At 60.7% G+C, this 14,336-nt stretch carries 12 protein-coding genes; 7 read left to right on the top strand and 5 right to left on the bottom strand.

The annotated features are described in order from the left end of the window. Positions 1–10: 10 nt before the first annotated feature. Positions 11–499, top strand: a complete 489-nt coding sequence (locus ACR0A2_RS13555) for a peptidase associated/transthyretin-like domain-containing protein (RefSeq protein ID WP_171117607.1) — start codon at positions 11–13, stop codon at positions 497–499. Between the two features lie 8 nt (positions 500–507). Continuing rightward, the gene (locus ACR0A2_RS13560; protein WP_371419741.1) at positions 508–1,104 is read left to right on the top strand and encodes a ferric reductase-like transmembrane domain-containing protein; all 597 of its coding nucleotides are present in this window, start codon (positions 508–510) and stop codon (positions 1,102–1,104) included. Here the strand turns inward: ACR0A2_RS13560 and argF are convergent. Together argF and ACR0A2_RS13570 are read right to left on the bottom strand one after the other, a co-directional pair. After that, positions 1,101–2,027 (bottom strand): ornithine carbamoyltransferase, encoded by a 927-nt coding sequence (argF, locus tag ACR0A2_RS13565; protein ID WP_480835545.1) that lies wholly within the window; start codon positions 2,025–2,027, stop codon positions 1,101–1,103. The two genes, ACR0A2_RS13560 and argF, sit on opposite strands and share 4 nt — an antisense overlap. A 76-nt stretch (positions 2,028–2,103) precedes the next feature. Continuing rightward, complete coding sequence (locus ACR0A2_RS13570; RefSeq protein ID WP_480835547.1) at positions 2,104–3,291, bottom strand: acetylornithine transaminase; 1,188 nt, start codon at positions 3,289–3,291, stop codon at positions 2,104–2,106. 273 nt (positions 3,292–3,564) lie between these two features. Between ACR0A2_RS13570 and ACR0A2_RS13575 the strand changes: the two genes are divergently transcribed. Further along, a complete protein-coding gene (locus tag ACR0A2_RS13575) occupies positions 3,565–4,449 on the top strand; it encodes a DMT family transporter (RefSeq protein ID WP_480835549.1) in 885 nt (294 codons plus the stop codon). Between the two features lie 75 nt (positions 4,450–4,524). On the opposite strand, the gene ACR0A2_RS13580 is transcribed toward ACR0A2_RS13575, so the two are convergent. Beyond that, complete coding sequence (locus tag ACR0A2_RS13580) at positions 4,525–5,328, bottom strand: ABC transporter permease (protein ID WP_171330208.1); 804 nt, start codon at positions 5,326–5,328, stop codon at positions 4,525–4,527. A 126-nt stretch (positions 5,329–5,454) separates the two neighbouring features. On the opposite strand from ACR0A2_RS13580, the gene ACR0A2_RS13585 reads away from it, so the two are divergent. Continuing rightward, positions 5,455–6,030: a GcrA family cell cycle regulator gene (locus tag ACR0A2_RS13585; RefSeq protein ID WP_152457300.1), complete on the top strand. Its 576-nt coding sequence runs from the start codon at positions 5,455–5,457 to the stop codon at positions 6,028–6,030. Positions 6,031–6,150: 120 nt separating this feature from the next. Next, entirely contained in the window at positions 6,151–6,894 is a 744-nt protein-coding gene (locus ACR0A2_RS13590; protein ID WP_480835552.1) for a hypothetical protein, read from the top strand. A gap of 3 nt (positions 6,895–6,897) precedes the next feature. Here the strand turns inward: ACR0A2_RS13590 and ACR0A2_RS13595 are convergent, their stop codons facing one another. Together ACR0A2_RS13595 and ACR0A2_RS13600 are read right to left on the bottom strand one after the other, a co-directional pair. Then, positions 6,898–7,974: a DUF2235 domain-containing protein gene (locus tag ACR0A2_RS13595; RefSeq protein ID WP_480835554.1), complete on the bottom strand. Its 1,077-nt coding sequence runs from the start codon at positions 7,972–7,974 to the stop codon at positions 6,898–6,900. Next, the gene (locus tag ACR0A2_RS13600; protein WP_480835556.1) at positions 7,952–10,243 is read right to left on the bottom strand and encodes a xanthine dehydrogenase family protein molybdopterin-binding subunit; all 2,292 of its coding nucleotides are present in this window, start codon (positions 10,241–10,243) and stop codon (positions 7,952–7,954) included. The genes ACR0A2_RS13595 and ACR0A2_RS13600 overlap by 23 nt, the downstream gene beginning before the upstream one ends. Before the next feature lie 113 nt (positions 10,244–10,356). On the opposite strand from ACR0A2_RS13600, the gene ACR0A2_RS13605 reads away from it, so the two are divergent. Then, on the top strand, positions 10,357–11,085 hold the full coding sequence (locus tag ACR0A2_RS13605; RefSeq protein WP_480835558.1) for a dienelactone hydrolase family protein: 729 nt from the start codon (positions 10,357–10,359) through the stop codon (positions 11,083–11,085). Positions 11,086–11,164: 79 nt separating this feature from the next. Beyond that, positions 11,165–14,326 carry a valine--tRNA ligase gene (locus tag ACR0A2_RS13610; RefSeq protein ID WP_480835560.1) on the top strand — a complete coding sequence of 1,054 codons (3,162 nt, stop codon included), beginning with the start codon at positions 11,165–11,167 and terminating at the stop codon, positions 14,324–14,326. Positions 14,327–14,336: the final 10 nt, after the last annotated feature.

Consider the following 14,336-nt stretch of genomic DNA (forward strand, 5'->3'; position numbering starts at 1 on the left):
AGGTTTCTCGATGACAGATGCGTTGCTGTCCCGTCGTTCCCTGATCACCCAAGGTGTTGCCGTTTTGGCGACCGGCGCCACAGGGCTTTTGGTGCCTGCCCGCGCAGCCGGGATTGCGCCGACGCCTTCGATGCGGGGCGGATCGAACAACTATCGCCCCGGTGCGCCAATCGTGGACCGGATCGGTGGCGGCGGGTTCTGGATGACCGGCACCGTACGACGGGCGGGCGATGGCGCTCCCCTGCCCGGCCAGCGCATTCAGATCTGGGCCCATACCACAGAAGGGCACGAGCGTGACCCGCAAAGCCATGGGGCGACCTTGACGGATGAAAAGGGTGAATTCCGCCTGGAAATGCCGCAGATCGTTCCTGCATTCGGTCAACCGCACGGGCATCTGGCCTATGACAGCGGCGCGTTCGAAACCGTGTTCCTGCGGCCTGTGATGTCCAGTTCCAAAGACAAGACACTGGCTGCGCATTTCGTGTTGCAACCGCTCTGATCCCGGTGATCCGAACCGGTGTCATTTGGGCGACCCTGATCGCCGCCCTTGCCGTTCCTTTAATCGCTGCGGCAGGCAGCCCGTATCTTGCGTGGCGCGATCCAACCTATATCCTCGCCGGGTTTGCCGGAATTCTGAGCTTGGGCCTGCTGTTGCTGCAGCCGCTTCTGGCCGGAAGATACCTTCCGGGCTTGTCCGCAGTGATAAGCCGCCACATTCACCGCTGGATCGGTCTGACCCTGGTGCTGGCGATTGTGGTCCATGTCGCGGGGTTGTGGCTTACCAGCCCGCCGGATGTGGTGGATGCGTTGTTGTTCGTATCGCCAACGCCGTTCTCGGCCTGGGGTGTCATTGCCATGTGGGCCGCTTTCGGGGCGGCCCTGTTAGGGGTCTTCCGCAAACGTCTGCGCCAGCGCTTTCGTCTTTGGCGGCTGAGCCACACCGCACTGGCCGGGGTGACGATTGTCGGCAGCCTTGTTCACGCCATGCTGATCGAAGGCACGATGGAGATCGTAACCAAAACAGCGCTTTGCGCACTGGTCCTCTTGGCGAGCGCAAGCACGCTCGCCAAATTGAAAGTGTGGGATATCCGTCGACGCCCTTAGACGTCCAGGCACCAGCGCATCACCGCCTTTTGTGCATGCAGACGGTTTTCGGCCTCATCAAAAATGACCGAGTTCGGGCCATCCATGACCTCGGAGGTCGCTTCTTCCTCGCGGTGGGCCGGCAGGCAATGCATGAACAGCGCATCCGGTTTGGCATGCGACATGAGTTCAGCATTGACCTGATATGGACGCAGCATGTTGTGGCGGCGCTCTTTGGCCGACTGGGAATCATGCATCGAAACCCAGGTGTCCGCGACGACGAGGTCCGCGCCTTCCACCGCTTTGTGCGGATCCCTTTCGATCACGATTTTCGAACCTTTCTGGCGGGCAAACCCCATGAACTCCTCTTCCGGGTCAAGTTGAGCGGGGCCGGTGAAGGTTAGATCGAATCCGAATTGACCGGCGGCGTGCAGGAAAGAAGCGCAGACATTGTTGCCATCGCCGGTCCAGACCACCTTTTTGCCAGCGATGGGGCCGCGATGTTCCTCGAATGTCAGAACGTCGGCCATGATCTGGCAGGGATGGGTGCGGTCGGTCAGGCCGTTGATCACCGGCACGTCCGAGTATTCGGCCATTTCGGTCAGGATGGTTTCATCAAAGGTGCGGATCATGATCATGTCGACATAGCGCGACAGCACGCGGGCGGTGTCGGCGATGGTTTCGCCGTGACCCAGCTGCATGTCCTTGCCGGACAGCACCATGGTCTGCCCGCCCATCTGGCGCACGCCCACATCGAAAGACACGCGCGTCCGCGTCGAAGGCTTTTCGAAGATCAGCGCCACCATGCGATCTTTCAGCGGCTGTTCGTCGTCAGGGGCGGCCTTGGGGCGGCCCAAACGCGCCTGCTTCATCACGCCCGCCTGATCGATCATGGCCCGCAGATCGGTGGAATCGGTTTTGTGGATATCAAGAAAATGGTTCATGTCGGTTCGTTTCCTGGCTGTCGGTCGCCGGGGGCGCTGCCCCCGGACCCCTGGAGTATTTGAGAAAAGATGAAAATCAGGCGGTTTGGAGCTGGGTCTCGATCTGCCGGGCGGCCATGTCGAGGCGGATCATGGCCTGAGCGATATCGTCCTCGGTCAGGGTGAGAGGCGGCAACAGGCGGATCACGTTGTCGGCGGCGGGAACGGTGATGACGAGGTTGTCATAACCTGCATTGACCACGTCGATATTGGCAGGCTTGCACTTGAGGCCGAGCATCAGGCCCGATCCGCGCACCTCTTCGAACACGTCGGGGTGATCTGCGATCAGGGCTTCGAGCTTTTGGCGCAGCAGGCCCGCCTTGCGGTTGACGCTTTCCAAAAAGGCGGGTGTTGCCACATGATCGATCACCGCGCAGCCCACCGCGCAGCCCAGCGGGTTGCCGCCATAGGTCGAACCGTGGGTGCCTGCGGTCATGCCGGATGCCGCGTCCTCGGTCGCCAGTACCGCGCCCAGCGGGAAGCCGCCGCCGATGCCTTTGGCGACCATCATGATATCAGGTGTGATGCCGGCCCATTGATGGGCAAAGAGCTTGCCTGTCCGGCCGACGCCGCACTGGACTTCATCAAGGATCAGCAGCAGCCCGTTGTCGTCGCAGATCTGACGCAGTGCCTTGAGTTCGGCGTCGGGGACGGGGCGAATACCGCCCTCGCCTTGGATGGGCTCGATCAGGATCGCGGCGGTCTTGTCGGTGACGGTGTCGGTCACGCCGTCGAGGTCTCCGAAGGCCACATGCACGAAACCCGGCAGCAAAGGGCCGAAGCCCTTGGTCATTTTCTCGGACCCGGCAGCAGCGATGCCCGCTGACGACCGGCCGTGGAAGGAACCATCGAAAGTGATGATCTCGACCCGCTCGGGCTGACCTTTGTCATAGAAATACTTGCGGGCCATTTTCATGGCCAGTTCGCAGGATTCCGTGCCGGAGTTCGTAAAGAAAACCGTATCGGCAAAACTGTGTTCCACCAGCTTGTCAGCCAAGGCCTGTTGCTGAGGAATGTTGTACAGGTTCGAGACATGCCACAGCGCATGGGCCTGGTCAGTCAGCGCGGCCACCAATGCCGGATGGGCGTGGCCCAGCGCGTTCACGGCGATCCCTGCGCCGAGATCCAAGAAACGTCGGCCATCCGCCTCGGTCAGCCAGGCGCCTTCGCCCTTTACGAAGGTCAGGGGCGCACGGTTATAGGTCGGCAGAACGGACGGGATCATGGGATCATCCTTTTCAGGTAGTATGAGCCTCGTGAGTGATACACGAAGGCCCTGTTCGTCAACAATTTTGGTGAGGTCTGTGCCGATTTGCCGGGCACATGAGATCAAACAGGCCGGTTACGCAAAGATGCGTCGGCGTCGGAGCAGTTGGATATGCAGATGTTTGATCATGGCCGACCGTATAGCGATGCTTGTGCAGGTTGGAAAGCCAGTATTTTGCAGGGATCGAATTTTGCCCTTGCCAAAGCCTGTGCAACCGCGCACCGCTTGGCCATGTTCGAACCCAAGCACCACAATCCTCCGCTTGCCGCTGCGCTGATTTTTGTCGCCACCGCCTTTATCGCCGCGACGACGCTGCTGGCCAAGGCGCTGGGGACGGATGCGTTCGGGCCGCCCCTGCATGCCATGCAGATCAGTCACGGGAGGTTTCTGTTTGCCCTGCTGGCGATTCTGCTGGCGGTTGCAACTCTGCGGCCCCGGTTGGTGCGGCCCCATTGGGGGCTTCACGTCGGGCGGACCAGTTTTGGCTGGGCGGGGGTGACATTGATGTTCGCATCGGTTGCCTTCATTCCGATGGCGGATGCGACGGCCATATCCTTTCTGAACCCTGTCTTTGGTATGGTGCTGGCCATTCCTCTGCTGCAAGAGCGGGTTGGTCCTTGGCGCTGGCTGGCGGCGGCTGTCGCCTTGACGGGCGCGATGATCCTGCTGCGCCCGACCCCCGCCAGCTTTCAGCCCGCCGCCCTTCTGGCGTTGGCAGCGGCTGCGCTGATCGGGATGGAGCTGATTTTCATCAAAAAACTGTCCGGGCGCGAGCCACCTATGCAGATCCTGCTGATCAACAACGCAATGGGGGTGCTGATCGCCACTTTAGCTGTCAGCTTCGTCTTTCAGATGCCAACCCCGCAGCAGTGGGCGGCATTGGTGGGGATCGGCGTTCTGATGGCCTGCGCCCAGGCCTGTTTCGTCAACGGCATGGCGCGGGCGGATGCATCCTTCGTGGCCCCTATCAGTTATGCCACGCTGATCTTTGCCGCCCTTTACGACTTTGCGGTCTTTGATGTGATCCCCGACTGGATCAGTCTGGTCGGATCTGCGACCATCCTGGCCGGCGGGCTGATCCTGGTCTGGCGAGAAGCGGTGCGGCGCCGCGCCTGAGAGCCTGCCCCGCACGGCGGGAGCGGGTGCGCCTGCATCCCGGCCCGTGCAACCGGCCGCGATGGCCGGGCCGCGCTAAGCCTTGAGGCGATATCCGGTGCGCAGCATCAGCCAGGTGATGGCTCCGATCACGAAAGTCGCAAACGTACATACCGCCATCCCCAGCCACGGAGAGCTGTCGGACACTCCGATCATTCCATAGCGCAAACCATCGATCAGATAGAACACCGGGTTCAGGTGGGTCAGGCGGTTCAGCACGGGCGGCAGCGCCTCGACCGAGTAGAACGTACCCGACAGGAAGGCCAGCGGCGTGACGATAAAGTTGGTGATTGCTGCCATTTGGTCGAACTTGTTGGCGAAGATACCGGCAAACAGGCCCAACGCGCCCATGAATGCCCCGCCCAGAACAACAAAGGTCAGCGCGATCAGGGGGTGCTGAGGCGCAATGGAGAGCAAGATCAGGAACGCAATCGAGATCACCAGCGCAATCATCACGCCTCGGGCAATGCCACCCGCGAGGTAACCCAGCAGAATCTCGAGCGGTGACAGCGGTGGCATCAATGTATCGACGATATTGCCCTGCACCTTGGCGATCACCATCGAGGACGAGGTATTGGCAAAGGCATTCTGGATCACCGTCATCATCATGATCCCCGGCGCCAGAAACATCACAAACGGCACACCCATGACATCGGGCCGGCTGGGTCCGATGGCGATGGTGAAGATCAACAGGAACAGCCCCGCCGTAACCAGTGGTGCCAGAACCGTCTGCGTCCAGACGGCCAGAAAACGCAGGGTTTCGCGCTGCGCCAGCGTGTACAGGCCCATCCAGTTGACTGCTCCGAAGCGACGCGCGGTCTGATCTGCGGGATTTTGCATGATTTGCCCTCAACCTGATTCGAAGACAGCTTGTAACTCGGGCAGCAGTGTTTAGAATAGGGGGCTGAGACGAATTCCCAAGGCGGCCCGAATCCGGGGCCGCTTTCCGCTTTTGAAAGGCTAACGATGTCCTGGACAGACGAGCGTGTTGAACTGCTGAAGAAGATGTGGGGCGAAGGCCAGTCGGCCAGCCAGATTGCCAAGGAACTGGGTGGCGTGACCCGCAATGCGGTGATCGGTAAGGTGCACCGCCTGGGCCTGTCGAACCGGACGGCAGGCGCATCCCCGGCCAAGGCGGAACCGAAAGAAAAACCGGCGCCCGCCCCCAAGGCCGAGGCCAAGCCCAAACCTGCACCCAAGACCGAACCGGCGCGTCCGGCCCCGGCCCCGACCGCCGAGGCGAAACCGGTCGTTCCGGCCCGCCGTCAGATCATCCCCGCCGGTCAGCCGCTGCCACCACAGCCATCGGCCAACGAGATCAGCCCCGAGGCGCTGGCCAAGGTCAACGAGGTTGAAAAGAAAGCCAAGAAGCTGACTCTGATGGAATTGACCGAGAAAACCTGCAAGTGGCCCGTGGGCGACCCCGCGACCGAGGATTTCTGGTTCTGCGGCCTTCCGGTTGAGGCGGGCAAACCCTATTGCGAGGCACATGTGGGCGTGGCCTTCCAGCCGATGAGCTCGCGCAGGGATCGTCGGCGGTAGAATTCAGCTATGAACCCTGCTTTTAGCGGCGTGACCTAATCTTCTTTCTCAGCTGCCCACCCGTCGCAAGATGAGTGGGCAGTATTTTTTGAACCAAGAGATTTGGTCATTCAGCACGCCATGAAATTCAAGATCCTGTTCTGCGCCTACAGCGTGCTGATTTTCGCGGCATACGCTGAGCCGTTTGACCCTTCGATATTCGAGCCGAATGAGCGCGGAAAAACCCTGCCTTTGTTTTTTCAGGCCACATACTTGTATTCATGGCTTGCGCCCGCCATTCCCGCGTTCATTGGTGGCCTTGTGCTACTGGGATTGCCTTCGATTCCACGATTCGTCGCCAGATGTATTGCCGTTTTTTCAATCGTTTCCGGTTTGTTTCTGACGTTATTTGGCATGGTGCTGTCGCTTGGTTCTGACACCCAGATTCTGCACGGTGTCACCCTGACGACAGCCGTCGCCGCAAGCTTTCTGTTTTGGTCGGGATCGGGCGGGCAGCCACAGCCTTCTCGGGTGGCGAAGATTGGTTTTTCAATCGGGACAATCGCCGCGCTCTGGTCGTTGTTGACAGTTCCGATGATCCTTGTTCAAGCGCATTTCATTGCGGACGGCGCGCCCTATTGCATCGCTGAACACTCGAAAAACGCGCCAATCGAGGCAGTACGCGATTTACGGGGCTTCTCATTCTACACGACTGCGACGGGATACAAATCCACGTCAAAATGGTACTTTCACGGCCTGATGATAGTAGATCACCCCGATGCGCAACGGGTCTATAACTGGTCTCCAAGAAGATGGCGTTTCGATCTGGTTGAGCGCCCGGATGCAATGCTTGTGTCAGTCAGAAATGTCTGCGTCCCAAGCTGACCCCTACTGCGCCGGATGCGATGGTAAATTTGGCATCGCGACCCATCCGGGCAGTTCGTCCGGCGAAACTGAAACATGCAGGCGTTCTGACGGGTCCTGCCCGACCTTGCGATGCTTTCGCAGCAGGAAAATCTTGCCCCAACCGCGCCATGTGCCAACCGACGGAGCGTGGGGGTCAATAGGAAACCGATCGCGCCAGCCGTCGGGCAAAGGCAGACCGTGCAATTCCGCCTTGTCCAGCATCCAGATCAGGGAAATGTTGCTCAGCGGCCGCGCCTCTTCGTAGCCGTTCAGTTGGCCACCTATGTCGCCATGGGTTCCGCGGAACCAGACCTGCTCCACATGGCCCTTGAACTCGGGCGTGCAGGTCCACAGAACTGGTTCGAACACTTCGCGCGTCTCATCCAGCGCCATGGCGTGATACCCGTGGCGGGTGGCCGGGCCCAGCTGATGGTTGTGAAAGGCGTGCTTCTCTTCGGCCCAGCGCCACAGCAACGGCAGACGCAAACCCAGCGCCTTGACCGTGTCCCAGACGCCGATCATCTCGATCTCGACCCCGTCGTGGCAGAAACGTCGGCGGAACTCGCTGGCGGCGATGCCGTCCGGATTGCATTCATAGTGGCGGTACGCTTGCAATATGTTTCGTTCAGTGGCGTGTTCCGCCTTGAGCAGGCCGATCATGTCGATCACGCCGGCCAGACTGCGCACGCCATAGGCACCGCGCGAATAACCGATGAAAAAGATCTTGTCGCCCGGCTTGTAGCGGGACGCCAAATACCCATAGGCGCGACGGATCTGGCGGTTGATGCCCCGGCCCACCATCACGTCCAGCGAGGACTTCCAGCTTTCCCACTGCACGCCAGCCTCGTAGAACACCGAAACCTTGCTGCCCATCTCGCAGCACAGGCGAAATGTCTGACCGGCATGGGTTTCAAACCCCGGTTCCAGAGTGGACATGGTGCCATCAAGAATGATGACATGGCTGATCGGTTCGCGGTGCCGCGTCTCGGCGGAATGCTCGGACCTCAAAGGGCGCCCGAGCCATCCCAGAACCTTTCTACTCAGCCGCGACAGATTCATGCGTCAGCAATTCCCATACTTTGTGAGGTGTGAAAGGCATGTCCGCCTGCCGCACCCCGTGGTCCCAGAGCGCATCCTGAACCGCGTTCGCGACAGCGGCCAGTGCGCCCACGGTGCCAGCCTCGCCACACCCTTTCATCCCCATCGGGTTTGAAGTTGACGGAACCGGCGCCGAGGTAAACTTAATCATGGGTATGTCGGTTGTACGGGGCAAGGCGTAATCCATAAACGAAGCCGTGAGCAGTTGCCCATGTGCATCGTGCACGACATGTTCTGTCAGCGCCTGGCCGATACCCTGCACCACCCCGCCATGTACCTGACCTTCGGCCAGCATCGGATTGATAAGATTGCCAAAATCGTCAACCACCGTGTAGCGGTCCACCCAGGTTTCGCCGGTGCAAGAATCGATCACGACTTCGGCAACATGCGCGCCGTTCGGGTAGCTGCGCGCATCCAGGTTGGCGCGGGCCTCATGTTGCAGCAGATCCGTTCGACCATCGGCACGCGCCATCTCGGCGGCTTCGGTCAGGGTCGGCGTCAGGTTGGAGCCCGGCGCTCGGAATGTCTCGTGGTCAAAACTCACATCATTTTCCTCGACCCCCATCTTATCGGCAAGATAAGGCGTGAATGCGGCGATCATCTTGTCAATCGTGGCCAGGGCGGCCGTGCTTTGCACCGTGACCGAGCGGGACCCGCCAGTGCCGCCGCCATGGGCAAGCCGGTCGGTATCGCCCTGAATGACGGTGATCTTGTCCATGGGGATACCCGTCTGATCTGACAGGAACTGGGCGTAGACCGTCTCATGCCCCTGCCCGTTCGATTGTGTGCCGACGTAAAGATTCACCGTTCCATCCTCGCAAAACGCGACCTTCGCGTTTTCGGAAGGGTCCCCCAAAATGCTTTCGATATAGTAACAGAGACCCTGCCCCCGGATCAGACCGCGTTCGGCATCCGCAGCTTTACGGGCCTCGAACCCTGTGGTCTGGTCGGCCGTGCGGGTGAGAACCATGTCGAAATCGCCGACATCATAAGTTTCGCCGGTGGAAGTGGTGTAGGGGAAATCGCCGGGGCGGATGAAATTCCTGCGCCGCAGTTCCCACGGGTCAATGCCCAGTTCGCGCGCGGCGCGGTCCATCGCGCGTTCAAGCACGTAAATCGCCTCGGGGCGGCCCGCACCGCGATACGCATCCACCTGCGTCGTGTTCGTATAGAAGCCTTCGACCCGCAAATAGGTGGTCTGGACATCATAGACACCCATCAGCACTTTGCTGAACAGGCTGGTCTGGATCGCCTGACCGAAGTGGCTGTTGTATGCGCCAAGGTTCACCTTGCTGTGGACGCGATAGGCGGTGATCTTGTGATCGGCGTCAAAGGCCAGCTCGGCCAGCGAGGTCAGATCGCGGCCATGATGATCAGACAGCATCGCCTCGGACCGGTCGGACATCCAGTGCACCGGCTGACCCAGTTTCATCGCCGCCACGGAGACGCAGAAATATTCAGGGTATGGCATCACTTTCATACCGAAACCACCTCCCACATCCGGGGTCGTGACGCGTATGTCGTCCGCATCCAGTTTCAGTTTTTGCGCCAGTTGGGCCTTCATCGCCCATACGCCCTGACCTCCGTAAGAAAAATGCAGGCGCCCCTCGGACCAGTTTGCTTGACATCCGCGCGGCTCCAGCGAACTGATGATGACCCTGTTGTCGGCGACGTTCAGCGACACGGTATGCGCGGCCGCCTGAAAGGCTGCCTGGGTCGCGGTTTCGTCGCCCAGCCCCCAATCGAACGCACGGTTCTCGGGCGCTTCCGCGTGCAGGATCTCGCCCCCAGCCTCGACGTCCAACTTGGCCGGGCGCTCTTGCGTATCCATCCAGATCAATTCAACCGCGTCCTGCGCCTGCGTCAGGGTATCCGCAATGACAACTGCCACCGGCTCGCCCACGAAACGCACGCGATCCCTGGCCAGCATGTGCCGATCCGGCGCAGCGGCCCTGGACCCATCCCGGTTCTGCAAGACAGCCGCATTCAGCACCGTGTCGATGCCTGATGCGGCCAGATCGTCCAGCGTCATGACCAGCCGAACGCCGTCGGCAGCCCGTGCGGCCTCGACATCCAGAGAGGTGATGTCACCATGCGCCACCGGGCTGCGGAAGAATGCGGCAAACAAAGCGTTCCCGGGCACCACATCATCCATGTAACGCCCCTGCCCGGTCAGGAACCGTTGATCCTCGGTCCGTTTCACCGGCTGGCTTCTGCCGAACTTTTCCATGGGTGGCCCTCCTGCGCGATATCAGGGGCGAGCCTAGCCCGCGACCCGGCGATGTCCAGCGGGGTTCACCGGAATTCGTTTGCGCGCAAAGGATGTTCGGCTAGCCTTTGGCCATGAGCTGGACGCATGATACCGTTTTTCCCTTCTCTGCCCCGATGACCAGCGGGCAGTCGAGCACACATGACGTTTATGTCGGAGGCGAAGGCCCACCGATCCTGATCCTTCAGGAACTGCCCGGGATCGGGCCCGAAACGCTGGCGTTGTCCGCCAAGCTCAACGCATCCGGCTTTCGCGTCTACCTGCCTCATTTGTTTGGAACCTATGGCAAGGTTGAAATGGGCAAGAACATGGCCCGGTTGTTCTGCGTGCGGCGCGAGTTCAACATTTTCGCCCGTGGCAGGCAGAGCCCCATTGCAGGATGGATGCGCGTCCTGACCCGTGAGATCAAGCAACGCGAAAACAGCGCCGGTGTGGGCGTCATCGGCATGTGCCTGACCGGCAGTTTCGCCCTTACCCTCATGGCAGAAGACGCCGTTCTGGGCGGGGTAGCCAGCCAACCAGCGCTGCCGATCCTCGGGGGCCGCCATCTGCATATGAGCGCTGAAGACATCGGCGCGGCCTCTGCGGGTATGGCCGCGAAAGGCCCCGGTCTGGCGATGCGGTATTCCGAAGACAAGCTTGCACCAAAGAAACTGATGCGGGCGCTTGAACAGGCATTCGGCAATTTGCTGGAAACCGTCGAATATCCCGGCAAGGATCATTCGCTGCTGACGCTGGATTTCCATGAACCCGCCTATCAACGCGTTGACGCCTATTTCAAAGCACGCTTTGGTATGGCTTAGGCGCACTAGGCCTTCCCCTTGCCGCGCGCATTCGCTATTGCAGGCGCTGACCCGAATTTGTTGACGCAGGACGCATCCCATGGCGATGGAAAAGACATTCAACGCGGCCGAGGCCGAGGCCCGGATCTACAAGGCCTGGGAACAGGCCGGAGCCTTCAAGGCAGGCGCGAACAAATCGCGCGACGAGAGCTTTTGCATCATGATCCCGCCGCCGAACGTGACCGGTGCTCTGCATGTGGGCCACGCGTTCAACAACACCCTACAGGACATCCTGATCCGTTGGCACCGCATGCGTGGCTTTGACACGTTGTGGCAGCCCGGCCAGGACCACGCCGGCATCGCAACCCAAATGCAGGTCGAAAAGATGCTGGCCGCCACCCAACAACCCAGCCGCAACGAATTGGGCCGCGAAAAGTTTCTGGAGAAAGTCTGGGAATGGAAAGGTGAATACGGCGGCACCATCATCGAGCAGCTGAAGCGCCTCGGCTCTTCCTGTGACTGGTCGCGCAACGCATTTACCATGGCCGGTGCGGCGGGCGATCCGCGCACGGGCCACGAAAACAGCCCCAACTTCCACGACGCGGTGATCAAGGTTTTTGTCGACATGTACGACAAAGGCCTGATCTACCGCGGCAAGCGGCTGGTCAACTGGGACCCGCATTTCGAAACCGCGATTTCGGACCTCGAGGTCGAGAATATCGAGGTCGCCGGCCACATGTGGCACTTCAAATACCCTTTGGCGGGCGGTGAGACATATGAGTATTTGGAAAAAGATGAAGATGGGAATGTGATCTTCCGCGAGGAGCGTGATTATATTTCCATCGCCACCACCCGCCCCGAAACCATGCTGGGCGACGGCGCGGTTGCGGTGCACCCCTCGGACGAACGCTATGCGCCGATCGTCGGCAAGCTGTGCGAAATCCCAGTTGGTCCGAAAGAGCATCGCCGCCAGATCCCCATCATCACCGATGACTACCCTGACCCGAATTTCGGCTCGGGCGCGGTGAAGATCACCGGCGCACATGACTTCAACGACAACATGGTCGCCAAGCGCGGCGGCATTCCGATGTACCGCCTGATGGACACCAAAGGCGCGATGCGGGCCGATGGGGCCCCTTATGCCGAAGAGGCAGGCAAAGCGCAGGACTACGCGCTTGGGCGCGCGTTCACCGAGAACGAAATCGACGCGATCAATCTGGTGCCGGATCATCTGCGTGGTCTCGACCGGTTCGAAGCGCGGGCCAAGGTGGTGGAAGAGATCACGGCTGATGGTCTGGCCGTGATGACCCGCGCGGATGATCCGCGTCTGGGTTCGACCGCTTTGAAGCCGGATCAGGAAGGCGCCGACACGCTGGTGCCGCTGGTCGAGAGCAAACCGATCATGCAGCCCTTCGGTGACCGGTCGAAGGTGGTGATCGAGCCGATGTTCACCGATCAGTGGTTCGTCGATGCCGCCAAGGTCGTCGGCCCCGCGCTGGACGCGGTCAAGGACGGCACGGTCAAGATCATCCCCGAGTCGGGCGAGAAGACCTATTACCACTGGCTGGAAAATATCGAGCCCTGGTGTATCAGCCGCCAACTGTGGTGGGGGCATCAGATTCCGGTTTGGTATGGTCTCGACCTGTCGGCAGAAGACTTCATTGACGACGAGAATGATGGCGACCTTGATCTGGTTGAATTGGGTCGTTTGCTGAACGAAGGCGGCATGCTGCACCGTGGCAATGTCATGGAATGTGCCGCGAGCTTCGAGGCCGTTACCGAAAAGTTCCTGGACGACAATGCGGACATTCCCAGCCCTCTGAGCCACGCGACCGTGATCGAAGCCGCCGACAAGCAGGAGGCGATCCATCGGTTCGCCGAAAGCCTGGCGCAGTACGCCGTTGAACAGGACCCGACCAAGCTGGTTTACCCGGTGTGGCGCGACCCTGACGTGCTGGACACGTGGTTCTCCTCCGGCCTGTGGCCCATCGGCACGCTGGGCTGGCCCGAACAGACCGAAGAGTTGCAGCGCTACTTCCCCACCGATGTTCTGATCACCGGTTTCGATATCCTGTTCTTCTGGGTCGCCCGGATGATGATGATGCAGTTGGCCGTGGTCGATCAGATCCCGTTCCACACCGTCTATCTGCACCAGCTCGTCCGCGACGAGAAGGGCAAGAAGATGTCCAAGACCACCGGCAACGTCATCGACCCGCTGGAGATCGTGGACGAGTTCGGCGCCGACGCGCTGCGCTTTACCAACGCGTCGATGGCGGCGATTGGCGGCGTGCTGAAACTGTCCCGCGAACGCATCACCGGTTATCGCAACTTTGGCACCAAACTGTGGAACGCCGTCCGCTTTGCCGAAATGAACGAGGTTTTCACTGATGCCGTCCCGCAACTGGACGTAGCCGACCTGAAACCCAAGGCCGCCGCGAACCGCTGGATCATCGGCGAAACCGCCCGGGTGCGGGAAGAGGTCGACGCGGCGCTGGACAGCTACCGCTTCAACGACGCGGCGAACGGGCTTTATGCCTTTGTCTGGGGCAAGGTCTGTGACTGGTATGTGGAACTGTCCAAACCTTTGCTGCAAGGCGATGACGCCGAGGCCCAGGCTGAAACCCGCGCCACAATGCGCTGGGTTCTGGATCAGTGTCTGGTCCTGCTGCACCCGATCATGCCCTTCATCACCGAGGAACTGTGGGGCCTGACCGGCGCGCGGCCCAAGATGCTGGTGCATGCCGACTGGCCGACTTATGCCGCCGCCGATCTGGTCGATGCCGACGCGGACCGCGAAATGAACTGGGTGATCTCGGTGATCGAGAACACCCGCTCGGCCCGCGCCCAGATGCGCGTTCCGGCGGGTCTGTACGTGCCGATGCTGGTGACCGAGATCGACGCCCACGGCCAGGCCGCCTGGGACCGGAACGAGGCGCTGATCAAGCGACTGGCCCGGATCGACAGCCTGACCAAGGCCGATACGCTGCCCAAGGGCACTATCTCGATCGCGGCGCCCGGCGCGTCCTTTGGCCTGCCACTGGCCGACATCATCGACATTGGCGCGGAAAAGGAACGGCTGGAAAAGGCCAAGGGCAAGCTGGCCAAGGAACTTGGTGGCCTGCGCGGGCGTCTGAACAACCCGAAATTCGTGGCCTCGGCCCCCGCAGAGGTCGTGGAAGAGGCCAAAGCCAACCTCGCCGCCCGCGAAGAGGAAGAGGCGAAACTGAACGAGGCGCTGGCCCGACTGACCGAAATCGCCTGATCTTCATCTT

It is taken from the genome of Ruegeria sp. H8 (assembly GCF_056532905.1).